This is a genomic window from Exiguobacterium sp. SH31 (genome assembly GCF_001816105.1).
Taxonomy (GTDB): domain Bacteria; phylum Bacillota; class Bacilli; order Exiguobacteriales; family Exiguobacteriaceae; genus Exiguobacterium; species Exiguobacterium aurantiacum_A.
Genome location: NZ_LYTG01000082.1, coordinates 1 through 25,657, shown reverse-complemented (window position 1 = coordinate 25,657; position 25,657 = coordinate 1). Strand labels below are relative to the sequence as shown.

The 25,657-nt window shown below is 50.2% G+C and carries 29 protein-coding genes and 2 tRNA genes; 16 read left to right on the top strand and 15 right to left on the bottom strand.

The window, feature by feature from the left end:
• On the bottom strand, positions 1 to 887 hold an 887-nt coding region (locus A6395_RS11460; RefSeq protein ID WP_071399126.1), incomplete at its 3' end, for a carbohydrate ABC transporter permease.
• A gap of 243 nt (positions 888 to 1,130) precedes the next feature.
• On the opposite strand from A6395_RS11460, the gene A6395_RS11455 reads away from it, so the two are divergent.
• The 3 genes from A6395_RS11455 to A6395_RS11445 all read left to right on the top strand — a co-directional run bounded on the left by A6395_RS11455 (position 1,131) and on the right by A6395_RS11445 (position 6,508).
• Complete coding sequence (locus A6395_RS11455) at positions 1,131 to 2,816, top strand: formate--tetrahydrofolate ligase (RefSeq protein WP_070328882.1); 1,686 nt, start codon at positions 1,131 to 1,133, stop codon at positions 2,814 to 2,816.
• Between the two features lie 25 nt (positions 2,817 to 2,841).
• Positions 2,842 to 3,744 carry an alpha/beta fold hydrolase gene (locus A6395_RS11450; protein WP_084813048.1) on the top strand — a complete coding sequence of 301 codons (903 nt, stop codon included), beginning with the start codon at positions 2,842 to 2,844 and terminating at the stop codon, positions 3,742 to 3,744.
• 193 nt (positions 3,745 to 3,937) lie between these two features.
• Positions 3,938 to 6,508, top strand: a complete 2,571-nt coding sequence (locus A6395_RS11445) for an SH3 domain-containing protein (RefSeq protein WP_071399125.1) — start codon at positions 3,938 to 3,940, stop codon at positions 6,506 to 6,508.
• Positions 6,509 to 6,548: 40 nt separating this feature from the next.
• On the opposite strand, the gene A6395_RS11440 is transcribed toward A6395_RS11445, so the two are convergent.
• The 3 genes from A6395_RS11440 to A6395_RS11430 are packed head-to-tail and all read right to left on the bottom strand — an operon-like array spanning position 6,549 to position 7,875.
• Positions 6,549 to 6,962 (bottom strand): hypothetical protein, encoded by a 414-nt coding sequence (locus A6395_RS11440; RefSeq protein ID WP_070328880.1) that lies wholly within the window; start codon positions 6,960 to 6,962, stop codon positions 6,549 to 6,551.
• Positions 6,959 to 7,513, bottom strand: coding sequence for a hypothetical protein (locus A6395_RS11435; protein ID WP_070328879.1), 555 nt, complete (start codon positions 7,511 to 7,513; stop codon positions 6,959 to 6,961). Before A6395_RS11435 ends, A6395_RS11440 begins: the two co-directional genes overlap by 4 nt.
• A 2-nt stretch (positions 7,514 to 7,515) precedes the next feature.
• Positions 7,516 to 7,875, bottom strand: coding sequence for a hypothetical protein (locus A6395_RS11430; protein ID WP_071399124.1), 360 nt, complete (start codon positions 7,873 to 7,875; stop codon positions 7,516 to 7,518).
• Between the two features lie 128 nt (positions 7,876 to 8,003).
• Between A6395_RS11430 and A6395_RS11425 the strand changes: the two genes are divergently transcribed.
• The 4 genes from A6395_RS11425 to A6395_RS11410 all read left to right on the top strand — a co-directional run bounded on the left by A6395_RS11425 (position 8,004) and on the right by A6395_RS11410 (position 9,739).
• A tRNA-Gly gene (locus A6395_RS11425) sits at positions 8,004 to 8,077 on the top strand.
• A gap of 24 nt (positions 8,078 to 8,101) precedes the next feature.
• Positions 8,102 to 8,175, top strand: a tRNA-Gly gene (locus A6395_RS11420).
• 163 nt (positions 8,176 to 8,338) lie between these two features.
• Positions 8,339 to 9,139, top strand: a complete 801-nt coding sequence (locus tag A6395_RS11415; protein ID WP_071399123.1) for an MBL fold metallo-hydrolase — start codon at positions 8,339 to 8,341, stop codon at positions 9,137 to 9,139.
• Between the two features lie 393 nt (positions 9,140 to 9,532).
• Positions 9,533 to 9,739, top strand: a complete 207-nt coding sequence (locus A6395_RS11410) for a DUF3006 domain-containing protein (protein ID WP_016508383.1) — start codon at positions 9,533 to 9,535, stop codon at positions 9,737 to 9,739.
• Positions 9,740 to 9,780: 41 nt separating this feature from the next.
• On the opposite strand, the gene A6395_RS11405 is transcribed toward A6395_RS11410, so the two are convergent.
• Positions 9,781 to 10,338: a TlpA family protein disulfide reductase gene (locus tag A6395_RS11405; RefSeq protein ID WP_252100537.1), complete on the bottom strand. Its 558-nt coding sequence runs from the start codon at positions 10,336 to 10,338 to the stop codon at positions 9,781 to 9,783.
• 72 nt (positions 10,339 to 10,410) lie between these two features.
• Here A6395_RS11405 and A6395_RS11400 point away from each other — a divergent pair, with 72 nt between their 5' ends.
• Positions 10,411 to 11,262 (top strand): aldose 1-epimerase family protein, encoded by an 852-nt coding sequence (locus A6395_RS11400; protein WP_233589682.1) that lies wholly within the window; start codon positions 10,411 to 10,413, stop codon positions 11,260 to 11,262.
• A 36-nt stretch (positions 11,263 to 11,298) separates the two neighbouring features.
• On the opposite strand, the gene A6395_RS11395 is transcribed toward A6395_RS11400, so the two are convergent.
• From A6395_RS11395 to A6395_RS11385, 3 genes are all read right to left on the bottom strand, one after another.
• Positions 11,299 to 11,517 carry a PspC domain-containing protein gene (locus A6395_RS11395; protein WP_016508377.1) on the bottom strand — a complete coding sequence of 73 codons (219 nt, stop codon included), beginning with the start codon at positions 11,515 to 11,517 and terminating at the stop codon, positions 11,299 to 11,301.
• 28 nt (positions 11,518 to 11,545) lie between these two features.
• Positions 11,546 to 12,250: an SDR family oxidoreductase gene (locus A6395_RS11390; protein WP_071399121.1), complete on the bottom strand. Its 705-nt coding sequence runs from the start codon at positions 12,248 to 12,250 to the stop codon at positions 11,546 to 11,548.
• A gap of 79 nt (positions 12,251 to 12,329) precedes the next feature.
• Positions 12,330 to 13,544: an LCP family protein gene (locus tag A6395_RS11385; protein ID WP_071399120.1), complete on the bottom strand. Its 1,215-nt coding sequence runs from the start codon at positions 13,542 to 13,544 to the stop codon at positions 12,330 to 12,332.
• A 202-nt stretch (positions 13,545 to 13,746) separates the two neighbouring features.
• On the opposite strand from A6395_RS11385, the gene A6395_RS11380 reads away from it, so the two are divergent.
• A complete protein-coding gene (locus A6395_RS11380; RefSeq protein ID WP_070328874.1) occupies positions 13,747 to 14,661 on the top strand; it encodes a hypothetical protein in 915 nt (304 codons plus the stop codon).
• A 175-nt stretch (positions 14,662 to 14,836) separates the two neighbouring features.
• Here the strand turns inward: A6395_RS11380 and A6395_RS11375 are convergent, their stop codons facing one another.
• Positions 14,837 to 15,058: a hypothetical protein gene (locus A6395_RS11375; protein ID WP_071399127.1), complete on the bottom strand. Its 222-nt coding sequence runs from the start codon at positions 15,056 to 15,058 to the stop codon at positions 14,837 to 14,839.
• Positions 15,059 to 15,388: 330 nt separating this feature from the next.
• Here A6395_RS11375 and A6395_RS11370 point away from each other — a divergent pair, with 330 nt between their 5' ends.
• Positions 15,389 to 16,270 carry a hypothetical protein gene (locus tag A6395_RS11370; protein WP_071399119.1) on the top strand — a complete coding sequence of 294 codons (882 nt, stop codon included), beginning with the start codon at positions 15,389 to 15,391 and terminating at the stop codon, positions 16,268 to 16,270.
• A gap of 62 nt (positions 16,271 to 16,332) precedes the next feature.
• Here A6395_RS11370 and A6395_RS11365 read toward each other — a convergent pair whose 3' ends face one another.
• A complete protein-coding gene (locus A6395_RS11365; RefSeq protein WP_070328872.1) occupies positions 16,333 to 16,704 on the bottom strand; it encodes a hypothetical protein in 372 nt (123 codons plus the stop codon).
• A 102-nt stretch (positions 16,705 to 16,806) separates the two neighbouring features.
• Between A6395_RS11365 and A6395_RS11360 the strand changes: the two genes are divergently transcribed.
• Positions 16,807 to 17,220, top strand: a complete 414-nt coding sequence (locus A6395_RS11360; RefSeq protein ID WP_071399118.1) for a VOC family protein — start codon at positions 16,807 to 16,809, stop codon at positions 17,218 to 17,220.
• Positions 17,221 to 17,230: 10 nt separating this feature from the next.
• Here A6395_RS11360 and A6395_RS11355 read toward each other — a convergent pair whose 3' ends face one another.
• Positions 17,231 to 18,280, bottom strand: coding sequence for an NAD(P)/FAD-dependent oxidoreductase (locus A6395_RS11355; RefSeq protein ID WP_071399117.1), 1,050 nt, complete (start codon positions 18,278 to 18,280; stop codon positions 17,231 to 17,233).
• 190 nt (positions 18,281 to 18,470) lie between these two features.
• On the opposite strand from A6395_RS11355, the gene A6395_RS11350 reads away from it, so the two are divergent.
• On the top strand, positions 18,471 to 19,316 hold the full coding sequence (locus A6395_RS11350; protein WP_071399116.1) for an ABC transporter ATP-binding protein: 846 nt from the start codon (positions 18,471 to 18,473) through the stop codon (positions 19,314 to 19,316).
• 96 nt (positions 19,317 to 19,412) lie between these two features.
• Positions 19,413 to 19,967 (top strand): methyltransferase family protein, encoded by a 555-nt coding sequence (locus A6395_RS11345; protein WP_071399115.1) that lies wholly within the window; start codon positions 19,413 to 19,415, stop codon positions 19,965 to 19,967.
• Between the two features lie 80 nt (positions 19,968 to 20,047).
• Here the strand turns inward: A6395_RS11345 and A6395_RS11340 are convergent, their stop codons facing one another.
• Both A6395_RS11340 and A6395_RS11335 read right to left on the bottom strand, forming a co-directional pair.
• Entirely contained in the window at positions 20,048 to 20,857 is an 810-nt protein-coding gene (locus A6395_RS11340) for a DUF368 domain-containing protein (RefSeq protein WP_071399114.1), read from the bottom strand.
• A 105-nt stretch (positions 20,858 to 20,962) separates the two neighbouring features.
• Complete coding sequence (locus tag A6395_RS11335; protein WP_233589681.1) at positions 20,963 to 21,517, bottom strand: GNAT family N-acetyltransferase; 555 nt, start codon at positions 21,515 to 21,517, stop codon at positions 20,963 to 20,965.
• Positions 21,518 to 21,617: 100 nt separating this feature from the next.
• Between A6395_RS11335 and A6395_RS11330 the strand changes: the two genes are divergently transcribed.
• Together A6395_RS11330 and A6395_RS11325 are read left to right on the top strand one after the other, a co-directional pair.
• Positions 21,618 to 22,367 (top strand): sugar nucleotide-binding protein, encoded by a 750-nt coding sequence (locus A6395_RS11330; RefSeq protein ID WP_071399112.1) that lies wholly within the window; start codon positions 21,618 to 21,620, stop codon positions 22,365 to 22,367.
• Between the two features lie 88 nt (positions 22,368 to 22,455).
• Positions 22,456 to 22,818, top strand: a complete 363-nt coding sequence (locus A6395_RS11325; RefSeq protein WP_071399111.1) for a potassium channel family protein — start codon at positions 22,456 to 22,458, stop codon at positions 22,816 to 22,818.
• A 19-nt stretch (positions 22,819 to 22,837) separates the two neighbouring features.
• On the opposite strand, the gene A6395_RS11320 is transcribed toward A6395_RS11325, so the two are convergent.
• Positions 22,838 to 24,196: an alanine/glycine:cation symporter family protein gene (locus A6395_RS11320; RefSeq protein WP_071399110.1), complete on the bottom strand. Its 1,359-nt coding sequence runs from the start codon at positions 24,194 to 24,196 to the stop codon at positions 22,838 to 22,840.
• Positions 24,197 to 24,328: 132 nt separating this feature from the next.
• Positions 24,329 to 24,598: a membrane protein insertion efficiency factor YidD gene (yidD, locus tag A6395_RS15785; RefSeq protein WP_083274114.1), complete on the bottom strand. Its 270-nt coding sequence runs from the start codon at positions 24,596 to 24,598 to the stop codon at positions 24,329 to 24,331.
• Positions 24,599 to 24,806: 208 nt separating this feature from the next.
• On the opposite strand from yidD, the gene A6395_RS11315 reads away from it, so the two are divergent.
• Positions 24,807 to 25,604 carry a pyrroline-5-carboxylate reductase family protein gene (locus tag A6395_RS11315; protein ID WP_071399109.1) on the top strand — a complete coding sequence of 266 codons (798 nt, stop codon included), beginning with the start codon at positions 24,807 to 24,809 and terminating at the stop codon, positions 25,602 to 25,604.
• The last annotated feature ends 53 nt before the right edge of the window (positions 25,605 to 25,657 follow it).

The following is a 25,657-nucleotide window of genomic DNA, read 5'->3' as shown; positions in this document are numbered from 1 at the left end:
TTTTTCGTCAAATACACTTGGGTGACGGTGATCGCCGCGACGACGAGGAAGAAGATGACCGCTTTCGCCGAGCCGAGACCGTAATTGTTGTTCACGAACGACTCTGTATAAATGTTCAAGGCGAGCATCTCGGTCGATTTGAACGGTCCTCCGTTCGTGAGCGACAAGTTCGTATCGAATACTTTGAACGACCAGGAGATCGTCAAGAACAGACAGATCGTAATCGATGGCATGATCATCGGTAGCGTGATATGATGCAACATTTTCAACCGGTTCGCCCCGTCGATCCGGGCCGCTTCGAGCAAATCCGTCGGCACGTTTTGCAGCGCCGCGATATAGATGACCATCACGTAGCCCCCTCCTTGCCAGATCGCGACGATGACGATTCCCCAAAACGCTGTCTGGGCGTCGCCGAGCCACGGCAGCTCGAACAGGCTCCAACCGGTCAATGATCCGATTGACTCGAATCCTTTCACGTAAATGAATTGCCAGATGAAACCAAGGATGAGTCCGCCGATCAAGTTCGGCATAAAGAAGACCGTTCGCAATATATTTCGCGTCTTAATATTCATCGTCAACAACAGCGCCAATGAAAAGCCGACGATGTTCGTCATGATGACGGCCACGATCGTGTATTTCGTCGTGATCCAAAACGACGAACGGAACTGGGCGTCCTCGAACAAGAGTCGATGATAGTTATCCCATCCGACAAAGTTCAACTGACCGGTCACCCCGTTCCAGTCCGTGAAACTGTAATAGATCCCGTTAAAGAACGGGATGAGTACAATGGCCACGAACGCCAAAAAGGCCGGACCGACAAATGCGATAAAACTTGCCGGCTTCTTCCAATTCCGTCTCTGTTTGCTTCGCTTCGGTGTTTCAATCATCTTCATCGCCTCCACTATCAATTTACCTGCAATGAAATAAAATGAAAACGGATACATTTGACGGAATGGGTGGAATATATTGAACTCAATTAGTGAATTTGCAGAACTGATGCGTTATGATAAAGTCAATGACAATACGAACGAGCCAGTTTATATTAGAGAAACGATCCGAATTATGGCTCGAATCACGAATGAACCAAACATAATACTAGTAAAACGTTCGAAAGTGGAGGGAATTTATATATGACGACAATCAAACCGTTATCTGACTTAGCGATCGCCCAACAAGCGGACATGCTCCCCATCAAGCAAATTGCTGAAAAGCTCGGCCTACAAGAAGATGATCTCGACCTATACGGGAAATACAAAGCAAAACTGTCGTTCGATTTGCTCGAACAAGTGAAGACCCGAGCAGACGGCAAACTCGTCCTCGTCACAGCCATCAATCCGACGCCCGCCGGAGAAGGAAAATCGACGGTCACCGTCGGACTCGGTCAAGCGTTGAACCGACTCGATAAACAAGCGATCGTCTGTCTCCGCGAGCCGTCACTCGGCCCGACGATGGGGCTAAAAGGCGGAGCGGCCGGCGGCGGATTCAGCCAAGTCTTGCCGATGGAAGACATCAACCTCCACTTCACGGGTGACATGCACGCCATCACGTCAGCCCACAACACAATCAGCGCCATGCTCGACAATCACCTTCATCAAGGCAACGACCTAAAAATCGACGTTCGGAAAATCGTCTGGAAGCGCGTCCTCGACTTGAACGACCGTGCCCTTCGCCACGTGACGGTCGGACTTGGCGGAGCCGCACACGGTGTCCCGCGCGAAGACGGTTTTGACATCACCGTCGCCTCAGAAATTATGGCGATCCTTTGCCTCGCCGATTCGCTCGCCGATCTAGAGGCGCGTATCAAGCGGATCGTCGTCGCCTACGACTTCGATAATGAACCCGTCACGGCTGAACAGATTGGTGCGGCCGGTGCGGCCACACTCTTACTGAAAGAAGCGTTCAAGCCAAACTTGGTCCAAACACTTGAACAGACCCCGGCCCTCGTCCACGGCGGCCCGTTCGCGAACATCGCTCACGGCTGTAACTCGCTCATCGCGACAAAGACTGCCTTGAAGCTCGGCGAATACGTCGTCACCGAGGCCGGCTTCGGAGCTGATCTTGGCGCCGAGAAGTTCTGTCATATTAAATCGCGTATCGGCAACTTAAGTCCTGATGCGGTCGTCCTCGTGGCGACAGTCCGCGCGTTGAAGATGCATGGTGGTGTCGCCAAAGACCAACTCCACATCGAAAACGTCGAGGCCGTCACAAAAGGCATGGAGTTGCTCGCCAAACATGTCGACACGATGACAAAGCTCGGTTTGCCAACCATCGTTGCCTTGAACCGCTTTAATTCAGATTCGATCGCAGAGCTCGACACTGTGCTCGACTGGTGCGAAACGCATCAAATCCGCGTCGCCCTCAGCGAAGTTTGGGCGAGCGGCGGACAAGGCGGACAAGCACTTGCCGAGGCCGTCATCGAGACAGTCGAGTCGAACGAAGCCATGCTCACACCACTTTACGAGCTGACCGATTCGATCGAACAGAAGATTACGACGATTGCCCGAGAAGTTTACGGAGCGGCCGGCGTCACGTTCACCGCTACGGCGAAAAAGCAAATGGCTCAAATTAAAGCGAACGGATGGGACGATTTGCCGATCTGTATGGCCAAAACACCGTTCTCACTATCCGACGATCCGACAAAACTCGGATACGTTCAAGGATTCACGGTAACCGTACGAGAGTTGAAACCGTCGGTCGGCGCCGGCTTCCTCGTCGCCTTGACGGGTAACGTCTTGACGATGCCAGGACTGCCAAAACATCCAGCCGCTCTCAACATGGGCATCGACGAGACAGGTAAGGCCATCGGATTGTTTTAATCCACACGACAACGGAGGGATGACTTTGGACGTCATTGAGCACACGTACGCAGACGGGTACCGCACGCACGTATTGCATGTCCCGGCAACGAACCCGATTGGAAATTGTTTCTTGTTTCACGGCATGCTCGAACATCACGGCAGGTATGTCGAATTCGCCGACTTTATGGCAACAACTGGATTTAACGTTTTTGTTTGCGATCTCCGCGGAGCTGGGAAATCGGCGCGTGCTCAATCCACATACGCTCACTTACTTCCAAAAGAAGGATTTGACCAAATGGTCGAAGACGCTACCGCATTGATCGGTCACTACCAAAATGATTTGCCGACGTTTGTAGTCGGACATAGTTTCGGTTCTTTGCTCGTCCGTCGTCTCGGTCAAATCATGGGTCATAACCTAGCCGGCATCGTCGCCATTTCACCGCCTCCCGGCTCTGGTTTCGTCGGCCGGCTCGGGCTTTATGCCATCGGGTCGGCAATTCGAACGAAAGGGAGCGATTACCACTCTCGCCTGTTCGAACGTCTCTTGTTCGGGCGCTACAACTTAAAATTCTTCCCCGCGAAGACGGAGAACGATTGGATTTCTAGCGTCCCGGAAGAAGTGGCCTCTTACCGCAGTGACCCAGACTGCGGCGGTATCCCGACACTCGGTTACTTATATGAAGTAGCTAGCGCTTCGCTAGAGGTCACATCCCTCGCCCGTATCCATGAACATCCGAAGACGCTCCCAATCCTCTTCGTCGCCGGGACCGACGACCCGGTCGTACACGACGGGGAAGGGTTGAAAGGGATTGTTCGAAACTATCAGGCAGCAGAAGTCGAACTGACGGTGTTGTCTTACGACAATGCGCGTCACGAAGTGCTCCGCGAACGGCAACGCGACGAAGTGTGGACCGATATAAGCAGTTGGCTCTTGCGCAACCTCTAATCTAATACATGGAAAAACCTCCTATTAAATGGAGGTTTTTTTATTTTTACATTTTAAGCCAACGACTTTCTAATTCATTTACCTTTTTTGAAATTTTTCATCTTCTTTCCATTTTTTAAGTGCGCTATACTTAGACCGCGTACTACGAAGAACACTTATATATTGAAGTATATGGAATGAAAGGGGTAACACATTGAAACCAACTATTACACGATTGAGCGCGGCCGTCCTCATCTCTAGCACAGTATTGAGTATGATTGGACCGAGCGAGTCATATGCAGCAACATACGAAGGCACGGTGAATACCTCTATTTTGAACGTCCGGTCGTCTACGTCGACTTCGGCAGCAATTGTCGGCAAGTTGACGAAAGGGACTGCTGTACAAGTTTATTCGACAAGCAACGACTGGGCGCAAATCGAGTTTCAAGGTCAGAAACGCTACGTTTCTTCCTCGTACTTAACGTTGAAGTCTACCGTCACGAAAGCGGCAACAACCAAAACGTATACAGCTAATGCGACCGTCAATATGCGCTCTGCGATGACAACGAGCGCTTCAATCGTTACAACGATCCCAAAAGGTGCGACCGTCACTTACATATCGACGCACGGCGCGACGGGATCATGGTTCAAAGTCACATACGGCGGGAAAACTGGCTATGTGGCTCAACGCTACTTCTCTCAAGTAGGAGGCGGAACCGTGGCACCCCAAGCGAACCCGACGCATAGTACGACAACAAACACGACGATGCATAGCTCGATGACTTCAACGTCCCCGACCCTGATTGCAATCCCGAAAGGGGCGAAAGTCACGTTCCTTTCGGAGCATGGCGCGACCGGGTCATGGGCCAAAGTGACATTCAGCGGGAAGACGGGCTATGTCGCGAAACGGAACTTGCAGCCGCTCGTGACGGTCGAACCGACAACGATGTATGTCAAAACAAAATCAAGTCTTTTCAGTTCGATGTCAACTTCAGGAAAAGTAGTCGGCACACTACCAATCGCGACAAGCGTTAAATTGATCTCGACACACGGCGCAACCGGGTCATGGGCTAAAATTACGGCCGGCTCGTTAACAGGTTACGTACCGATGCGAAACTTATCTGAGTCACAAGTCGCGGAACCCGTCACACCTTACTACGCTAAACAGACGGCAACGATGTACTCTTCGACTTCGACGCGTGGAAACGTCCTTCAAACGATTCCAGTCGGCGCAAAAGTCGATCAACTGTCGGCGCACGGCGCGACGGGTTCATGGTTCAAAGTCCGTTACGCGAACACGACCGGGTATGTCGCAGCACGTAACTTCTCACTTACAGCTCCGTCGACTTCAACCGAACAATACGGATCTGAGCTTGAAGTACAAGTCATCTCAAGCGGTACGCCACTGAACGTCCGGCCGACTCCTGGGACTGGAAATGCCGCCATCGGCACCCTTATTCATGGCACGATTGTAAAAGTGAAACCCGTCTTGAATACGGAATGGGGCATCTTGACGAGCGGAAGTTTCGTCGGCGGCTATATCCATTTGAGTTATACGGCACCCGTTACGACGACACCACCAGCTACTGGTATCCAACGCATTGTATCGTATACAGACTATCCAATGACAGTTCGCGGGATGGCCGAGCGCCAAGCCGCCAATTCCGGGCTGACAGACGCAAATAAAACGAAAGCGGCTTACTTACCGCGTTCGTGGGTAAAGGTCACCGGATCTACTGGTGTGATCACTCATACACCTCTTCAAACAGTTCGATCGATTAACTTGCAAAAAAATCCATCAAGCAATAACGCCGAAGTGTTGGCGACAATCCCAAGCGGCGCTCTTCTTCAATATATGGAGCGTCCGAGCGGCATCTCGACGTGGTACAAAGTTTCTTATGGTCCAATGATCGGATACGTTCCGGCCTCTTCCGTTGTCGGAGAAGCAAAACTTCTTAGTTTAGATAATCTGAATTCACATGTATACGGACATATTAACCCTGGTGAAACAGTCCGCATTACGGGACAAGTCGGAAATTACTATTTAATCGGTCCGTACTACCGACCAGGCGGACATAACGTTCGTATTTACGATCATGTTTGGCGTCACGCTTCGTTGCCTGAAATTGATGCGTTTACAAACCCTGATCATTTCACAGTTGGTTCAGGTGGATATTATCAATTCCTCGACTTGACGAAGAATGCAGGAACGACTGCCCCGATGTTGAATAAAGTCCTCAATAATAACGGCAGATTGAGCGGAACGTTAACCGATAAAGGACAACTCTTCATCGACTCGGGAAAACAATATAATGTAAATGAAGTCTATTTGCTTGCCCACGCTACACATGAAACAGGGTACGGTTCATCACTTTTATCTAAAGGGGTTCCTGTCGATAAAGACGGCAACGCATTAATTAATAATAGCGGTACACGCATCTATCCTGAACGTCCTGTTGCGGCTACAGTCTACAATATGTACGGCATCCGAGCTTCAGATAGCAATCCCGTTGTTTTAGGCGCGAAATTCGCGTTCGAGCAGAAGTGGTTCACACCAGAGATTGCAATTAAAGATGGTGCTAGATGGATTAGCGAACAATACATCAATCACCCAACCTATAAACAAAATACACTTTATAAGATGCGTTTCAACCCAGACCGACCGGGTGTGCATCAATATGCGACCGATATCGGTTGGGCTTTAAAACAAACCCATCGAATCAATAACGTGTATAGCCAACTTAATTCGTACACAGTTCACTTCGACGTACCAAAGTTCCAATAACGAACAAGAGACACGAGCCAACTTGGCTTCGTGTCTCTTTTCATGTCCATTCGATGGAATCGACGATCGCTTCGATCTCTAACTTTTCATCCGTCTTCTTGTCGGCGACGTACGTCAAAAACAACAGGCGCTTCCCGTCCGTGAGCGACCAGACGTCCAAATACATGTCGTCTTCAATCCCGCTCGCGTAAGCCGTCGTCATGCCGCCCGATTGATCCGTCACGCTCGGTGCGACTTTAATGTCGATCGGGAACTCCCCTAAAAAGGTATTCAGTTCTTGCAGCGCCGCATCTTCAGGGGCCTGGGCCTCCTCTGCTTCATAGATAGACATTTGAAGCGTCCCTTGCGCATCTTCCTCCACCGAATAGAAGCTGACGTGATCCTCTTCTTCATTGTATTCATAGTGCTCTGGGTAGGATAAACGAAGCCACCCGTCGATTTCGTATTCTTTCATGCTAATTGCTCCTTCGTTTTCTTGAATGTCAGGCCGGTGACCATTTTGGCTTGCAGCGCATATTTGAGCCGCTCCGTCACGTAAAGGCGTTGGCTGTTTCGATCTTGGGCGATCATATGTCCGCATAAATCCATCCGAACCGTTTGTCGGGACAGAAAGTAGAGACGATCCTCGCTTAACGGACGATATTCACCGGAATCCTCGAGGTGCTCGATCTCAAATCGGCGTAAGACGTTGAGCGCGCAATAGTGGTCGGTCTTGCCGGTACTCGTATGCAGTTCAACCCGGACGAGCTGGATGTCGTACGGACATAGATTCATAAAGATGGGTCCGATTCGTTCGTGGATGAGCAAGACGCCCATATCCGTCTCAATCAAATCGGGTAACGCCCCCGCGTCTTGGGAGATGCTCAAGACGACATAGGGTCGTTCAGTCGGTGCGAGCAGTTCCCCTTTAAAAAAGCGAAACCGTTGGATGCCGGTCAATACGCGGGCCCGCCAAGCGCTGCCACGGGCTTCCGCTTCAATCCGATACAGTCGTTCTCGACTCACGACTACTCCTCCTTCAATTGTTTGAGCGCTTCGACGAATCGTTCCCACTCTTGATCGTCGCAGACGATCTTACTTTCAATTCCCCATTCTTCCTCGATTTTCAAACGTACCTCGTTCGTTTCAACGTGGCGCGTGAGATGCAACGCTCCGATTTGAACGAACATCGGCTCGATGACCAACGTCTCGGTCGGTGAACTGACCCATTTTAGCCGGTCAGTCCGTAAAATCACATGCCACATCGACTCATGCCGCACCGAGAACGTCCATTGACGGAGCGTTACAGTTTGTTCGACTTGTTTCGCCTGGTTCATCATGCGAAACCCTTCACTCATCATCTTCAAATAAGATTTTCGTTCGCTCATACCCGTCCCACTCCCCTCTTCTATTATCTTAGCAAGACCACCTATCCGCCACAACTAATGTTTTTTCGAAAAAGGGTTTGCAAAGGTTAAATCGTGTGCTATTATATTACCGTAACGTTAAGCGTTTCGCGGGTGTAGTTTAATGGTAAAACCTCAGCCTTCCAAGCTGATGACGAGAGTTCGATTCTCTTCACCCGCTCCAATTTTAAATTTCATACTTGAATGTGCGGGTGTAGTTTAATGGTAAAACCTCAGCCTTCCAAGCTGATGACGAGAGTTCGATTCTCTTCACCCGCTCCAATTTCCGACATATTCGCGAGGCTTAACTCGCACACATAACCACATGGTGCACACCATGTAACGAGCAGGAGGTCATTCGACTTCCTGCTTTTTTGTGTTTGGACGTAATGCTTAAACGCAACCGATTCGGGAAAAGAATTGGAGATATGAAGGAGGGATCACCATGATTCAAGTCCGCCTACAGCCATTTACCGTTTATGAGAGTGCTTTAATGCGAACCACATCGACTTTGATCGACACTGAAGACAGCCTCATTTTAATCGACCCGAACTGGTTGCCAGAAGAAGTTGCGACCATCCGTCGCGACATCGAGTTGAAGCGACAAGGTAAGAAATTGTACGTCATTTATACGCACCAGCACTATGACCATATCATCGGCGCTTACGCTTTCCCTGATGCGACTGTGATTGCTTCAAAAGCGTTCGTCGAAACAGACGCCAGCGCTCAACTTGAAGAGATTAAAACGTTCTACGAACAGTATTACATCGACCGCCCGATTCAAAAGCCGGTCGTCGACATCATCATCTCCGAAGACAGTACGGTCGATCTCGGTGCTACCCCGATCACGTTCTACTTGACGCCAGGACATGAAGCGACCCATATGTCACTCATTGTCGAACCGTTGCGTCTGCTCGTGTGCGGTGATTACGGATCGAACATCGAACCACCGTTCATCGAGCACGACGCGGAAGCGTATCTCGAATCGCTTCAAAAACTTCAATCCGCCGTCTACGAACACGAGATCCGTTGGCTCATCCCGGGCCACGGCGACCTATGCGATGACCGCAGTAAGATGATCGAGCGACTGAGCGCTGCCGAAGAATATATCCTCGCTTTGCCTGAAGAACGCGTCTGGTCCCCGCTTTGGCCTGAGCACGCCTTTTTTAACCGGGTTCACGAACGCAATCGAAAACATGTCGAACAAAAAGAGCATGAGCGCGAGGCACGCCAACGTGACTATTGACGCACAAAAAATCGCAACGTCTCCCCAAGACGTTGCGATCCCCCTATGTAAACCTATTTCTTTGTGATGCGTTCTGAACGGACCGTGAACATACGGTCAATCCCATAAATCGTCACTCCGGTAAGAGCGAGCAATCCGATCATAGCTGATGAAAACATTGACCATACCCCCATTGTTCACAAATTCGTCATAATCACCCCGTGCCTTCATTATAGAAGAAAACATTTCAAAAAGAAAGCGTTTTCTTCAAACTTTCTTCACAATTGCTGCTCGTTGTTTACTTCTCCTTCGTTTGTGTAGCAACATTCAAATATGTGTAGGTTTTATGGAATGTGGGAATACACTCTATAAGAATAAAAGAGACAGAAAGCTGTTCGCTGAGGAGGAAGAGGCATGATCAAATATGGCACGTTGGTGCGAGTCGAGGGGAAATACGCCGTGTTACGTTGGAACAACGGCTCAAGTTTTATCCCACGACGATTCTTGCCATCAGAAGCACGGGTTGGCGATACGATCATTCGAGATAACCACCATTATTATCTCGAAGAAGACATGACACCGAATTTCGATGCGCTCATCAAACAACATTATAAAAAGTAAACAAAGACAGACCGGTTCTCTTCCAGTCTGTCTTTGTACGTTCATTTTGTTTGTTCGCGTAACCAGTTAAAGTCGACCGGACCGACTTGTTTGGCTGTGATCACACCGTCCGGACCGACGACATACGTTGTCGGCAAAGCGACGACGCGGTACGTCTTCTCCACCGTGCCTGCTTCGTCCAATAATACCGGGAAGCTGACCGGGACTTCTTTCAAAAACGCCTCGACGTCTTGTTTCCCGCGTCGCTCATTTTTCGTGACGTTCACCCCGAGCACCGGAATCCCGGTTTCTTCACCGAACTCGATCAATTCCGGCAGTTCTTCTCGGCAAGGCGGGCACCACGATGCCCAGAAGTTTAAGACGACTTGCTGTCCTGCGTACGCATCAAGTGCCAACGTTTCCCCTTCGATTGTCTCCAGTTCGAAGGCGGGCGCGCGTTGACCGATCTCGAGACCACCGAGAACCGTGTCGTCCGTCGCGACACGTTCAGTCTGTTCGCTCGCTTGACTCGCCTTGTATTCGTCATACCCTTTATAGCCCAGACCGGCGATCAGTCCCGTCATAATCAATCCAATAGCCAGTTTATGAAATCGCATCATTTACCCCTTGTTCTCTGTCCTATTCATTTCTAAACTTAACTTATCACATTCACTCAAAGGAGCGGAACTATCGTGCAACTTCACAATGAAAAAGTCAGTGTCACTTTGAAAGCGCAAGGCGCGGAAATGACGAGTTGGAAAGTCGACGGGACCGAGCTACTCTGGCAAGGCGACCCTACGTATTGGGGTCGACAAGCCCCGATTTTATTCCCGTTCGTCGGACGGTTGTTGGATGACCGTTACTTATATGATGGCTTGACGTATACGATGAGCCAACACGGATTCGCTCGCGATGAGACGTTCGAAGTCGCAGAATCGTCTGATACACACGTCCGCTTCGTTCTCCGTGACTCGGTCGAGACACAGAAACACTATCCGTTCCCGTTCGAACTTCACGTGGACTATCGACTGATCGGCGAGGAATTGAACGTGACATATCGCGTCCGAAACGGCGGCGACGAGGTGTTACCGTTCAGCATCGGCGGACACCCTGCCTTCAATATCCCGTTCGCGGGCGGGGTGTTCGAAGAGTATACAATCGATTTCGGTGAGACGCGCTCACTTGATCGCTTATTGTTAGAGGGTCCTTATTTGACCGGCGCCTATCAACCGCTCGGCGAACGCCGCTACATCCCGCTCTCGCATCACTTGTTCGACCAAGACGCTTTAATTTTCGAAAATATCGAGTATGCTGCACTGCGCCACCAACCGAGCGGTCGCGCCATCGTCATGGAGTGCCCGACATTCACCCATTTCGGGATTTGGTCACCGCCTCAGTCTGACGCCCCGTTCGCCTGCCTCGAACCTTGGTTCGGTCATGCCGACTATAAAGGACATCGTAAAGACATCCGGCAAAAAGAAGATATGCAGTTGCTCGCACCGAACGAAACGTTCGAAGCGACTTACACGCTCTATACGGAATGAAAAAACGTGCTGACCGCATTGGTCAGCACGTTTTCGTTAGAAGCGACTTTCTTGTTCCGCCTCATACTCTGAAGGCGGTTTTTTCATGACGATTGCGAGCACGATATAAATTAACAAGCCCGGTCCGCCGAATAAGGCGAGTACGACGAAGATGATCCGCATCAACGTCACGTCTACTCCGAGGTACTTCCCGAGCCCCGAGCAAACGCCTGCTATCATTTGGTCAGACGGATCTTTGTACAGTTTTCGTTCCATCAAGACACCTTCTCCTTCATTTTTTCGGTCATCGCTGTGGTCGACGAAGTGTCGTTCTTCCAGCTGTCGCGGCTTCGCCTCGACTATCAAAATCGAGTGCATCGTTGATCGGTGTACTTCCTGATCTAATTTCAATCCGACGTCCGTACAAGCCCCGATTATCGAGCGAGGCAGCAATGACTGTCGCGACGTCCGTCTCGGAAATCGTGGCGCCTGAGGCGTCACTTAAGTCTTCTGAAGCTTCGATCGACCCTTTTCCAGGTCCATCTATAATTGCCACTGGGCAAATGATCGTGTAGTTCAAGCCGCTATGTTCGATATACTCATCGGCCGCATTATTCGCAGACAAGAAGTTGTAATGTTCTTTCGGGCCCGCGTCTGGTCGATCGGCACCGTATGCGCTTAGTAAGACCACGTGACGGACGCGCTCTTTTTTAGCGGCGTCAATCGCTTTCATCGCGACGTTCCGGTCAAGCAGTTCAATTTCTTTGCTCGTGCCTTCTGCACCTGCTGTCGCAGCGACGATGACGGCGTCTTGGCCGGCGGTCGCCTCGTGAATCTTTTTATCAAGCTCTTTTTCAACATCGACGGTGAGCACACGCGCACCCATTTTTTCGTACTCTGCTTGCAGTTCAGGATAACGAATTAAAGCGGTCACTTGATGCGTTTTCGCTAAACTTTTCAAGACACGTCTACCGATCTTTCCTGTTGCTCCAATGACTAAAACTTTCATTCAAATTTCCCTCCTCAAAAGAGTAGTTCATTTGATTAAAATTCCTCTTTCCGTACGGAATCAAACCCGTTTCGCAAAATTATCTCACAGTTCCCCACATCGTTAAGTCGAGCGCGTCACGAATCGATTGGACGCTCTCTTCATTCGGTTGGTAATAGTAGATGTTGTCAATGTAAGCATCTTGTCCGTCGACTTGAAGTTTGTTCACTTCGGGTTGAAGCATCATCGTGAGGCCAACCGACGCCATTTGCAGCGGATTCATTTCGAGCCCCATCTCATCTTTCATAAAACTGTACGTGGCCGGGATCTTCGACCATCCGGCCGGGCTTACCAACTTGTCGGCCACTGCCGACATGACCTCGGTTTGGCGACTTGAACGGGCACCGTCTGTATCCGTTTTACGATGTCGCGCGTAGGCGAGCGCCATATCCCCGTCCATCGAATACGATACACCTTCCGTGTATTCATACGTTTGATTAAACCCCTTTTCGCTGAACGAATGGGTGGCCGTGATGTTCACTCCGCCGACGACGTCGATCAATTCCATGAACGTCTCGAACGTGATGACGACTTGACCGTCGACCGAAGTCTCGGTCAATCCTTCGACGGCACCGACCGTACACTCCGCGCCTCCATAAGCGAAGGCATGGGTAATCTTATCGCCTTCGCGCTCAGGTTCACAAGGGATCGCCGTATACGTATCTCGTGGAATCGATACGTTTTGAACGGTCCGCGAACGCGGGACGAACTCCATCAGCTGGAGCGAATCGGTTCGTGAACCGGACACCGATTCGCCGACACGGGCGTCACTGCCCATGACTAAGAACGTAACTGGGTTTGATGCCATATAACCGACCCCAATCACGAGGAGCAACAAGACGAGCAAGAGCTTTCCTTTCCAACTTCGGCGCTTGCGCTTGTCTTTTTGCGGCTTTTGTTTCGGCGGTACGCTGCTTTGCTGCTTCGGAACACGCTCTTTCGTGTCATGAGAGCGAGGTTCTCGCTTGTCCTCACGCTTTTGGCGCTTCGCTTTTTTCCCGAACGGCATCTTCAGTTTAGGTGCTTGAACCTTCCGTTTTCGATTATTGTTCGTCTCGGTCCGTTTTTCATCGGAACGATCTAAAAATGGATGGTCTTGTCCCTCCGCTTGCTTCGACTCTGGTGAAGGGCGAATCATTTCGTCTTCCGCCTCACCCGGACTCACTTGTTCATCGCGAGACAGTTCTTCTAGCCGCTCGCGTTCTAATTCACGTCTGCGTCGTTCGACACGTGAGAGTTGTTGATCGTCATTCATATGATGTACCTCTATAGTTTAGATTTTCCTACATTATCATCGACAAACTCTATTCTGACAACGGTTAGCGCAAAAATCCGTCTTAAGCATGAGACGTGAGGATTGTTTTAAATGAAAAGCGGGAAAGGAATAATAATCGGTGTCTGCCTATAAACGAGACATAGCAGCCCGTTCGATGTCCTTTTGAAGGGAGGGAGAGCTAATGCGCATCGGGAAGCTCCGCATGTTACTTGAACAGTACGGAGAGACGACTCTTCGCGATTTAGTCGTCGAAATGTACCGAAACACCCCTAAAGCCGTTATCGAAGAAAAAGATATGGATTACATGATTAGTCAGTTCACTCGTTACAAAGAACAAAAATCGTCAGACGAGCGGCATTCGCTCTCGCAGACAGTAATCCTCGCTGAACGCTTCGTAGAATTGGCTTACGATCACCTATACTTGCTGCCAAATCAAATCATGAGCGAACGCGATCAAAAGAATTGGTATATACACGCCAAGAAAATCATTCGTGACTTATCGTATTACGCCGAAGATGAAGCAGAGGCACGGACGATGTATGAGGAAATGTTTTTACTCTTGTCCTCTTCGGCAGGGGAAGAGCCCCTATTTTCAACAAGTGACCCGTTTCGACTGTTGAAACTCTCGCAAACCACGATGCTCACTCAATTGATTCATTACTATCAACTCGACGCCCCCACCTCCGACGTGTGGATCGATCGTTCTTTGTACACGGCGCTCCACGTCCCAAAAGATGTTGACTCGACACGGGTCGACTTACTCTCTACACTTCTCGAGCAACCCTACACTTCGTTTGAATGGAATTTGTTCCATCAACGCATCATCACACTTTGTGAACGGACACTTGCCAAAGCCCCGTCCGATGACAGCGCACTTGAGGACTATCAAGCACTTAAAATGCTTGAACTCGAACTCCTCGTTGAGCGCGGACAATTGTCAGAAGCTGAACGGAAGTTGTTTTCTGAGTACATCCCCTTCTTCTCACACCGTTCAGAACCGTTCAAAGTTTATGTCAATATGCTCGAGAGCCGTGGACATTCTGATGAGACGAAACGACTTCGCCGGCTAGCCAAAGAGAAACGCATTCAATTTTAAAAAAAGGGAGTCAACCGACGCCGTCGGTTGACTCCAAAACATGATATGAACGAGGGGTGTTCATCTGAAAAGAGGAGTGGAAGTTGGTGCAGAACTTCCTTCCTACATACCTAGTATAAAAGATATTTGAAACCGCTTCCGGGATAGTTATTGCATTTTTGTGAACGTTTTCACGTTAATCAATCGCGTTAATAATGCCCAACCCGATCACTGACAACAAAACGATTAAAACAAAAATAAACACCATCTCATTTGGTGACCGGAAGCCTTCGTATAACTCGACCTGTTCTTCAACGATGACATTGTCATGGACTACAATCGGTTCAGTCTCGGCAAGAGCCGTGGCCGGGACGCCGACCAATAGCAGCGCCAAGCATAAACTTATTACGTATCGCATATCATACTCCTGTCGTTTTTTCTCACTGACAGTATAGCACGTCTCTCTCGCTTCGACCCATTCGTTTCTCCTCTTCCCACCGGAAAAGTTTAACAAATCTCACAGCCCCTTCGTTGCTCTAAACTTCCTCGTTCCGACACAGATACCCCTCGATAAAATGCTCATTCTAAAGCCATTTCCCTCACCATTCCTCTTTAAAAATCTGACTTTCCACATGTCAAAACAGTAATCAAACATGATGAATGTTCATAAAATGAACACGACATTTTTCAATTGGTAGCCCTTACAATTTAAGGGTAGTGATTATTTTAGAAGAAAGAAGGATTCCTCATGAAACGGACGCTTATATTCGCAGAGTGTCGTCAAATCCAACCTAAAAAACGTTCACTGCTTCACCAATTGTACAACCCGGGCGAGTCGCCTCACATCCTCGCCATCCGACCGCACCAATATGTCCATACGGCCTGGCAAGGAGATGTTCCCGTCGCAGCAATCGCCTCCGACTATACCGATTATGCAACGGATCAGATAATCCGGCTCACGCACGAGGCGTATCGGGACCGCTATGTCTTCCGAGGTTTGCTCGACCGACTGATTCGTGAGATACGTCGAAACAGTATACGTGACACGACGTTGCTGTTACACGTCAAACAAGACCGCGACCAAGATAAGCGTCGAATGTTTGAAGTGCTCGGTTTTGATCCGTATCACGAGACCGTCACTTACACATTGCCGCTCATCCCTTTCCAAAAATATACATACGAGAACTGGTCGCTTCACGTTGATTATTTCGCGACACACTCTAGCTGGCTCGCCTACCGAAATCAATATGCGCATATGCTGACTGATGTGTTGCCGCTGACTGCATCACGACTGCTCGAACATGAACATCGTCAGGAAGTTTTCCACTCCCTTAAATTGAAAGGGAAAATCGTCGGCATCATGCGATCAAGAATTGGATCTGGACGTCTGGACGTATATGAATTCCACGTGTCAGGCAACGATGAATTGATTCAAGAGGCCGTGTCTTTTATTCAGCAAGAATTTTATTTCCGGTTCAGGTCGCTTGAACAAATTCGGGTCACGTTGACTTCACTCCAACCAGAGCTGCGATACGCTTTGATCCGACAAGGCGGGTCGCCAACCCAAGCAGGAGCCTACACGATGATTAAAGAAGTGGCGCCTTCCGCGCCATCGTTTCCACTCAATTAAAAAAAGACGCTAAACGTCACGTCCTTTTCACGGAAAGGATTCGTTCGTTTGGCGTCTTTTCTTCATTCAGCAGCGTTTGCCGATTCGATTGCTAGGGGTGGCATCTCTTCGAACAGCACGGTTCGAAGCCCGATATCACGTCGGTCCAACGATTCAATCCGATCGAATTGAATTTCACGGTCCGCGACACTGAACCAATACGTGATGTGAGGTTCATCCGTGAAGCGAAGCGCATAATTCGAACCGTTCAAATGAAAATCCACTTCGGTCGAAAGGATTTCTGCCGGGCCGATTTTTTTGTGGGTCGTCAGTCGTTCAAGAACGACTTGCTCCTCATTGATCTGATAATCGACAAACGTCGCAAGTGAGAGTCCAAACACAAATGATACCAGCGCGAACGCGCTGATCAATCCAAGAGTGATCTTTCCGTTCATGTCGCCGTCCCTCCCTCTTCTACTATATCGGATTTTGCTAAAACGTTGTGAAGTGACATTTTGTTCAAGTTTCGGCAAACTAGAGCAAGAGGAGGGATTAGTATGCAAATTGACCACACCGGGATCGCTGTTCGCGACTTAGACGAAGCGATCTCGTTTTACACGAACGTGTTACAAGGAAAACTTGTCGACCGTTATACGAATACGGCAGCCGGTGTCGAAACCGAGCTCGCCGTGATTCACGTCGGTGAAGACGTGATCGAGTTGCTCTTGCCGACAAGTTCGACGAGCCCGATCGCCCGATTCATGAAAGCACGCGGCAAAGGCGTTCACCACATCGCCTATCGGGTCGATGATTTAGAAGCATCGATTGCCGCTTTGAAACGCGACGGCATCACGTTTTTAGAAGATACGCTCCGAACGACGGCAAAAGGCCGACGCCTCATCTATATGGACCCACGCCACTCGGGCGGGGTCATCGTCGAACTATGTGATTATCCGATAATGAAGCAGTGAGGGACATCCCTCACTGCTTCATTATTGTCCGCTCGATAATATCACGATTTTTCGCTTTCAACCGTTCGTTGTGCGACGACACCATCGCCGACTTCGTCGCGTCCGGATCGATGAACGTCTTGGCCCGGTTGACCGCGTTAGCCGCATCTTGGAATGCTCCCGCAATCAGATGCACCTTGCCTTCATGCGTCAAAATATCGCCCGCCGCATAAAGTCCAGGTACTGACGATTCACTGCTCGCGTTCCCGTTCACATAGAACCCATCCACCATCTCGACTTTTAACTCGCTTTCGTTGAGGAGAGCCGAGTCCTGTTCGTAGCCGTGGTTGATGACCACTTCATCGACCTCGACCAATTCACTTGCCCCGGTCCCGCAATCGATGAGCTTGACGGCATGGATTGTCGTGCCATCATTGGAAATCAAGTCTTCGATCGTTGTATGAAGACGACAGTCGACTCGGCCGCAGAGGAGCTTATCGACTTGCGATTCATGTCCTTTAAGCGCTTCTTTTCGATACGTCAAAATCACGCGCTCCGCAATCGGCTCAAGTTCGTTCGCCCAATCGATGGCGCTGTTGCCGCCACCGGAAATCAATACCGTCTTCCCTTTAAAACGCATCAACGACTTAACCGTATAATGAAGGTTCGAGACTTCGAACCGCTCCGCCCCACTAATCTCAATTTTTTGAGGTTGTAAAATACCGCTCCCCGTCGCGACGATGACCGTCTTTGAAACGTGCCGGCCGTTCGTCGTATCGAGCACGAAATGACCAGTGTGATTTTTCGCCATCGATTCTACTTTCTCTCCGAGTACGACGGTCGGATCGAACGTGAGACCTTGCTCAATCAATTGTTCGATGAGGCAGGCACCCGTCGTCGGGGTGACGCCACCGATGTCCCATATCATCTTCTCCGGATAGACATGGATCTTACCACCGAGATGCGGTTGAAATTCGATCAACTTCGTCTTCATCCCGCGCAACCCGCTATAAAAAGCGGCATACAATCCCGCCGGACCGCCACCAATGATTGTTACGTCGTACACGTCCTGTTCACTCATCCGTTCCATCCTCCTTAAACATTTACCGTCACTGATTATCATTCTCATTTAATATACATCTAAATTTTAGTTCAGACAATCTATTTTGATATCAAAACATTCGTTGACAGTTTTTCATGTAGACTGCTATAGTTGACGTTACATTGAGAATCATTATCAAAACTACTGTTACGAGGAGAGGGGAATCCACATGTCACGGATCCATACGGCAGATATCGAGGTCGGTTACGGCGGCAAAACAATTGTGAAGCAATTGAGTTTATCGATCCCGGACCGTCAAATCACAACCATCATTGGCCCTAACGGTTGTGGGAAATCGACACTCTTGAAAGCCATGACTCGGATTCTGTCCCCGTCTAACGGTTCGGTCCATTTAGACGGAGCGGACATCGCTAAATGCAATACGAAAGAAATCGCCCAAAAAATGGCGATTTTGTCGCAAACACCTGAAGGAGCTGGCGGCTTGACCGTGGGAGAACTCGTCTCGTACGGTCGCTTCCCTTATCAATCCGGGTTTGGTCGTTTATCGAAACATGACCATGAAGTGATTGATTGGGCGCTTGACGTGACCGGCACTCTCGAGTTCAAAGACCGAAACGTCGACGCACTTTCCGGCGGACAACGCCAGCGTGTGTGGATTGCGATGGCGCTGGCCCAAGAGACAGACTTGATTTTTTTAGATGAGCCGACGACGTATCTCGACCTCGCGCATCAGCTCGAAGTGCTCGAACTACTCGAAACGTTGAACCGCGAGCAGGGCCGGACGATCGTCATGGTCCTCCACGACTTGAATCAGGCCGCCCGGTTTGCCGACCATATCGTCGCCATGAAAGACGGAGAAGTGCTCGCGACGGGCTCCGCCGAGGAAGTCATTTGTCCACTTGTCCTTAGACAAGTCTTTCACATCGATGCCATCATCGGACGAGACCCACGGACCGAAAAACCGATGTGCCTCACCTACCAACTTATAAAAGATGAGATTCAACGTGAAGCGCTCGACCCTTCGAGTGCTGATCTCGTTGCTAGTTCTCGTTAGTATGAAGCAAACGGAGCGCCTTGCACATTGCGAGGCGTTTTTCAGCAGGAAGAGGCGGGTAATGAGTGGAAGATATTGAAGAAAGGGGGAAACACTATGGATTGGCTCGATGGTTTGTTTATCCTCGTATCGGCCGCATGGCTGTATGAAATGAGGCGATACCGTAATCGTGATGAACCGACCGATGGCAACAGTGAGCACATGAGCTTTTACATCGTCTCACTTATTATGGTCACCGTGTTCGCCGTCTCGATCGGTTTATCTATTTTCACTGAAACACGCCAACCGCTCCTAGTCCGTTGGCTCGGGCTCGGGTGTTACATAGCCGGTGTTTCACTTCGTTACTGGGGAATCGCGCATTTGCGTCATCAATTCACCCGTCACGTCGTCGTCCGTCCTGCTGATGAGATTGTCAGCTCTGGACCGTACCGCTTTTTGCGCCATCCGCTCTATACCGGGCTATTATTTATCACGTTCGGATTTTCGCTCTATTTCAGTCATTGGGGCATCGCGCTCGTCGGTACGTTCGCCATGGGAATCGCCTTGCTTTGGCGCATCCATATCGAAGAACAGATGTTGACTTCACACTTCGGCAGCGCCTATCAAACATGGGCGAAATCACGAAAACGATTGATTCCGTTCATTTATTGAACAAGCGTCGAAAAACACGAATTGATAACCTCGACCCAACAAAAATGCGATCCTGTCAGCAAATGACAGGATCGCATTTTTTATACAGAAAATCGACCGAGTAGTCGGACGATCAAAAAACCGGCAACGAACGAAACAACGCTCAAGACCCACATCGTCGCCGTCTCCGGAAGACCCGGGAAGACGACGGCGAGGGACCCGATGACGAGTCCTAAAATGACCGAGAACGTCATGCCCGGGAAATTCCCGAGCAAATAACGGATCACTTTACTGCTGACGATAAACCCGACGGCTACACCGAGTCCGACGATCCCGATAATGAGCACGTTCAAGTTTGACAAGGCGCTGATGACCGTCGGGTACACGCCGATCAAGAGCAAGACGAACGAACCGCTGATCCCCGGGAGCAACATCGCCATACTGCCGAGCCAACCCGAGAAGAACAACAACAGCGCCGTACCGGTCGACAGTTCAGTAATAATGGCCGTGTCGGCCGGTTTGATGATTGCCATACTTGCTACTAGAATCGCTCCGATCACCATCGCCACGATGTGCACGGGACGCATCGTCGCACGCGATTTAAATTCAAACATCAACAGCGGGATGATCCCAAGAATCAAGCCGATGAAAAAGAACTGTGTCGGTGCATAGTATTCTAACAATAAAAATTCAATTAGACGGCTCAGTCCTAAAATCGCGGCTCCCATTCCGATTGCTAACGGGATTAGAAACCCAATATGCTTTTTCCACTGCCGACTGAATACACCGCTGATTGCTTCGATCAATCGATCGTAAATACCTAAAATGACCGCGATTGTCCCCCCGCTGACGCCAGGAATCAAGTCACTCGTCCCCATCGCGATACCGCGCAGGATATTTTTCCACTCCATAATCGATCTCCTTTTATATCTGATTCGTTTCAAGCACTTAGTATATCCGAGAAGCTCGGGTTTTGCATCGGTTTCAAGACCGAGACTCAGACTTCGGCCAATGTTTCACAAGCCGAGCATCATATAATCGAAACGCCCTCCTGAAATCTCAATCTCTTTATGTTTGCGGAAGCCAAGACGTTCGTACAGACGCGCGGCCGCCGGATTGTCCTGGTCGACGTTGAGCGTGACGGCCGGGATGTTCGTTTCGCGAGCATGTTCGACCACTCGCTGGATCAAGTTCGTACCGATGCCGCGTCCTCCAAATTCTGAGTCGACGGCCACGGAATCGATATACAAAACGTCTCCTTCCGTCTCCACGTCAAGTTGCCCAGGCTGCCCATGCTCGATGAGCCATTGCTTAATCGGCTCATCCAACTCAATCACGCGCTTGCCCTCATAGGCGATAATAATACCTGCGATAACGCCATCTATGTCTGCCACCCAAATGTTTTCATGACTTAACCGGTTGTTCGGCCGACCAATCCACATCGCTAAGCGTTCGAGCACTTGCTTTTGGTCTGTCGTCCCCGTCAATGAATACGCGATGTCATGAATCGCTGCGTAAACGAGCGGTGCGATTGCTCCACTTTCGTTTGACTGTGCCTGTCGAATGTTCATCATTTATCTCCTCCACCAATTAGTCTAGCATAAAGCTAGAAACTGTTGGTTTGTCACATCTAGAAGTGTGGGATGATAGAAACAGAAGGGAGGAATTTTAATGAAAGCTATTTTAACGGGCATGAACGGTACAGTCGCACCGGTCGTCGCCAAAACAATACAACGACATGGGATCGAACCTGTCGCTTGGGACAGAACAAAAGTTTCGACGTCAGACGAGGCGGCGATGCGTGAATTTATCGAATCGGTGCGTCCTCATTATTTTCTTCATATCGGTATGGGATCGGTTGAATGGGCTGAAACGTTGGCCCGCCTTTGCGGAGAATACAACATCCCGTTCTTGTTCACGAGCACGGTCTCAGTATTCTCAGACAATGTGACCGGTCCGATCACGCCGGACACACCACCTGACGCGACGGACGAGTACGGCACCTACAAACGCGCCTGCGAAGAAGCAATCGCTCGGATCAACCCTGGTGCACAAATCGTCCGACTCGGCTGGCAAATCGGCGAAGCTGCCGGTTCGAATAATATGATGGACTATTTTACGAATGAAATGAACCAGCACGGTGTCATCAATGCGAGCACCCACTGGTATCCATCCTGCTCCTTTTTAGAAGACACGGCCGACGCATTGTTCGAGATATTGACGAAGCGCGGTCCCGGTCTATATCAATTGAACGGCAATACGAGCCTGTCGTTCTACGACATCGCCACTTCGTTAAACGAGTTGCATGACCTCGCGTGGCGCGTCGAGCGAGCGGATGAACCAAAACGCGACAATCGGATGGTCGACATGAACATCACGATTCAACCAATCACAAAACGATTGACACTTCATACAAAATGAGTCGACAAATTCGTCGACTCATCTTTTGGCTACAAAGCATGTTCCCTCGTTTCTACCGAACAAACCTATCAGGAAAGGAGGGATTCGTATGCTCTCATTCATTTTGACGTTCCGTCGCATGTTTCGTGGAATATGGCGTGGTTTGAAAGAACCTGAATTTCAAGTTCTGTTCAGCCTAGCATTCCTCACGATTTTGTCAGGTACGCTGTTTTACTCCCGTTTTGAAGATATGCGTTGGTTAGACGCCCTCTATTTCAGCGTCATCACGCTCACGACGATCGGCTACGGTGATTTTGTCCCGACGACCGATATCGGCAAAGTGTTCACGATTGGTTACGTCATCACCGGCGTCGGCATTATGGTCGGGTTCATCACCCAAGTATTCAATCATTTGCAGCAAGCACGACTCAAGGAGATCAAGAACAAACGAAAAATGCCGCCATCCGATTAAGGATAGCGGCGTTCGTTCGTTACGATGCTTTTCGACTTCGATTCTCGAGCGCGAGTTGCTGATTAAAGCGCTTCGTCTCAGCGATGACGACACCCGACAAGAACAAGAGCCCAATCAAGTTCGGGATGGCCATCAAGCCGTTAAAGACGTCAGACAGAGCCCATACCATGTTCAAGTTCGTCGTCATCGCCCCGAGTCCAGCGACGAGTACAAAGGCGATCCGATACGGTATGATCGACTTTTGACCGAACAAGTAATGAATCGATCGCTCACCGTAATACGACCAACCAAGCACGGTCGAATACGCGAACATGACGAGGCCGATCGTGACGACATAACTGCCGAACGGCCCGAGGAACTGTTCGAACGTCGCCGTCGTCAATTCGACCCCTTCAAGTCCGGATCCGATTTGACCGCCCATGACGAGCGTGATCCCGGTGACAGAACAGACGATCAACGTATCAAGAAACACCTGCGTCATCGAGACGAGGCCTTGACGACCTGGCATGTCCGTCTTGGCCGCGGCCGCAGCGATCGGAGCCGAACCAAGACCAGCTTCGTTCGAGAAGACGCCGCGCGCAACCCCGTACCGGATGGCTGCCCCGATGGCCCCGCCGCCAATCGCTTCGGCGCTGAACGTGCTGCTGAAGATGAGCGCAATCGCATCGGGGATGAGTGCGTAGTTCATGATCATGATCAAGAGACCGCTTCCTAAATAAAAGACGATCATGACCGGAACGAAGTAACTGACGACACGACCGATCGATTTGACTCCGCCGAGAATGACGATTCCGGTAAAAATCATAATTAAGATGCCCGACACGTACAGTGGGACGTCGAACGTCGAGTTGAGCGCCAACGCGACCGAGTTCGTTTGAACCCCGTTCCCGATCCCGAACGCGGCTAATGAGGCGAACGCTGCAAACGCGATCGCGAGCCAGCGTTGCTTCAAGCCCCGTTCCAAATAATACATCGGTCCTCCGGCCATTTGACCACGTTCGTCCGTCACTCGGTACTTGACGGCGAGCACGGCTTCGGCGTACTTTGTTGCCATCCCGAAGAAGCCCGATACCCACATCCAAACGATCGCGCCTGGTCCCCCGAGGACGACCGCAGTCGCGACACCGACGATATTCCCCGTACCGACGGTCGCCGCGAGCGCTGTCATGAGCGCTTGGAAGTGGCTAATATCTCCTCGTGACGTCTTGTCTTGATTTTTAGAGAATGCGAGTTTCAACGCGTAAGGCAACTTCGTGATTTGGAGCCCCCCGAGACGCACCGTCAAATAAACGCCTGTCCCCACAAGCAAAATTAACAGCGGCGGTCCCCACACAAAGTCTGAAATCGTACCGATTAGTTCGCTGAACGATTGACTCATGCTGTAATCCCCTTTCCCCGTATGTAATAAATACACCTCTATTTTTTCAGAATACTCGGAACGTTGTCAAAAGTATTGTGCTAAAACAAAGACGTGGATAAACGTTCTGTATCTAAAACAGCGAGCCGTCGGTTAGACGTCTCGCTGTGACGGTGGCTTTTCGCGTTGCAGAGGGGCTTTCCAATCAAAATCGTCCGGCACATAGTCAAGTCCGCCCGAATGAAACGGTTGGCATCGCAACAGGCGCCGCGTCGTCAAATACCCGCCTTTGACAGCGCCATGCTTCTCAATCGCCTCAATCCCGTAGTGCGAACAGCTCGGATAAAATCGGCATGTCGGGGGCTTTAAAGGGGAAATAAAGCGCTGGTATCCTTGAATCCCACGTACTAATACTCGTTTCATTTCAATCGCCTCGCTCAGTCAGATTACTGCAATGATAGCCTGGACGGCGTGAATTGTCATCTGCAGCGCTTCATCGATTCTCGTTACAAAACGACGAGTTTTTTCCTTTCTTTTACAATTCAAGCGTGGCAGGCGATAATTGTTCGAACATTTGTTATGATAGGCAACATATATACGACCGAATCAAATGAATGAAGAGGTGACGGAAATGAACATATTAATGGTAGGAGCAGGATCGATGAGCGAGGCACTCGTCCGAGGCTGGATCGCTTCCGGGCTCTCCCCTGAACAGATTACGATGACGAACCGAAGCGACCTTACACGTCTAGAGCAGTTGCGAGATGAACTCGGCGTACAGATCGTCGAAACAGAAGACGTCAACGCTTATACAATCGTCGTGCTCGCGATGCAACCAGACGGCGTCTTAGCTTACGCTCAATCACAGACGTGGAAAACACCGCTGCTCGTATCCGTTGCGGCGCATATCGAGCCGAGCGAGCTTGAAGAAGCAGCCGGCATCCCAGCCATCTGCGCGATGCCGAACACCCCGGTCGCCCATCAAACCGGGATGACCGGACTTTGGTTCGGACCTGAGACAGATGCGACCGACCGCGAGACGGCGACGGCACTGTTCGATCGTGTCGGTCGGACGGCCGTCACGGACGCGAAAACGATGTCGGCTTTCATGGCGGCGGCCGGATGCAGTCCTGCGTTCTTTTACGAGATTGTCGGTTCGATGACCCCGGTGCTGACAGAAGCCGGGTTTGATGAAGACACGGCCCGCCAAATCGTCGCTCAAGCGATGAAAGGATCAGCCGAGTTATTGTTGCATGAGACACGTCCGACCGACGAGCTGATCGCAGACGTCGCCGCACCTGATGGACCGACCGACCGCGGTGTCGGCGTGCTCCGCTCACGTGACTTGTCTGACGTGATGTCGTCCGCCCTGCGTGAGAGCGCAAAGGAAGACCACGACCCTGTCGACGCAACGATTGAAAGAACGTAAGTACTTGAACCGCCCGATAGAAGTCGAACGCTAAGTTCTGACTTCTATCGGGC

Coding starts and splice junctions, on each gene's coding strand:
- A6395_RS11430 (WP_071399124.1), bottom strand. CDS start 7,875: ATGAGCGAACGAAAATCTTATTTGAAGATGATGAGTGAAGGGTTTCGC.
- A6395_RS11350 (WP_071399116.1), top strand. CDS start 18,471: ATGTCACGGATCCATACGGCAGATATCGAGGTCGGTTACGGCGGCAAA.
- A6395_RS11325 (WP_071399111.1), top strand. CDS start 22,456: ATGCTCTCATTCATTTTGACGTTCCGTCGCATGTTTCGTGGAATATGG.
- yidD (WP_083274114.1), bottom strand. CDS start 24,598: ATGAAACGAGTATTAGTACGTGGGATTCAAGGATACCAGCGCTTTATT.
- A6395_RS11315 (WP_071399109.1), top strand. CDS start 24,807: ATGAACATATTAATGGTAGGAGCAGGATCGATGAGCGAGGCACTCGTC.
- A6395_RS11385 (WP_071399120.1), bottom strand. CDS start 13,544: ATGAATGACGATCAACAACTCTCACGTGTCGAACGACGCAGACGTGAA.
- A6395_RS11395 (WP_016508377.1), bottom strand. CDS start 11,517: ATGGAACGAAAACTGTACAAAGATCCGTCTGACCAAATGATAGCAGGC.
- A6395_RS11330 (WP_071399112.1), top strand. CDS start 21,618: ATGAAAGCTATTTTAACGGGCATGAACGGTACAGTCGCACCGGTCGTC.
- A6395_RS11410 (WP_016508383.1), top strand. CDS start 9,533: ATGATCAAATATGGCACGTTGGTGCGAGTCGAGGGGAAATACGCCGTG.
- A6395_RS11320 (WP_071399110.1), bottom strand. CDS start 24,196: ATGAGTCAATCGTTCAGCGAACTAATCGGTACGATTTCAGACTTTGTG.
- A6395_RS11415 (WP_071399123.1), top strand. CDS start 8,339: ATGATTCAAGTCCGCCTACAGCCATTTACCGTTTATGAGAGTGCTTTA.
- A6395_RS11365 (WP_070328872.1), bottom strand. CDS start 16,704: ATGAACGGAAAGATCACTCTTGGATTGATCAGCGCGTTCGCGCTGGTA.
- A6395_RS11405 (WP_252100537.1), bottom strand. CDS start 10,338: ATGATGCGATTTCATAAACTGGCTATTGGATTGATTATGACGGGACTG.
- A6395_RS11340 (WP_071399114.1), bottom strand. CDS start 20,857: ATGGAGTGGAAAAATATCCTGCGCGGTATCGCGATGGGGACGAGTGAC.
- A6395_RS11390 (WP_071399121.1), bottom strand. CDS start 12,250: ATGAAAGTTTTAGTCATTGGAGCAACAGGAAAGATCGGTAGACGTGTC.
- A6395_RS11360 (WP_071399118.1), top strand. CDS start 16,807: ATGCAAATTGACCACACCGGGATCGCTGTTCGCGACTTAGACGAAGCG.
- A6395_RS11380 (WP_070328874.1), top strand. CDS start 13,747: ATGCGCATCGGGAAGCTCCGCATGTTACTTGAACAGTACGGAGAGACG.
- A6395_RS11355 (WP_071399117.1), bottom strand. CDS start 18,280: ATGAGTGAACAGGACGTGTACGACGTAACAATCATTGGTGGCGGTCCG.
- A6395_RS11370 (WP_071399119.1), top strand. CDS start 15,389: ATGAAACGGACGCTTATATTCGCAGAGTGTCGTCAAATCCAACCTAAA.
- A6395_RS11335 (WP_233589681.1), bottom strand. CDS start 21,517: ATGAACATTCGACAGGCACAGTCAAACGAAAGTGGAGCAATCGCACCG.
- A6395_RS11455 (WP_070328882.1), top strand. CDS start 1,131: ATGACGACAATCAAACCGTTATCTGACTTAGCGATCGCCCAACAAGCG.
- A6395_RS11345 (WP_071399115.1), top strand. CDS start 19,413: ATGGATTGGCTCGATGGTTTGTTTATCCTCGTATCGGCCGCATGGCTG.
- A6395_RS11375 (WP_071399127.1), bottom strand. CDS start 15,058: ATGCGATACGTAATAAGTTTATGCTTGGCGCTGCTATTGGTCGGCGTC.
- A6395_RS11440 (WP_070328880.1), bottom strand. CDS start 6,962: ATGAAAGAATACGAAATCGACGGGTGGCTTCGTTTATCCTACCCAGAG.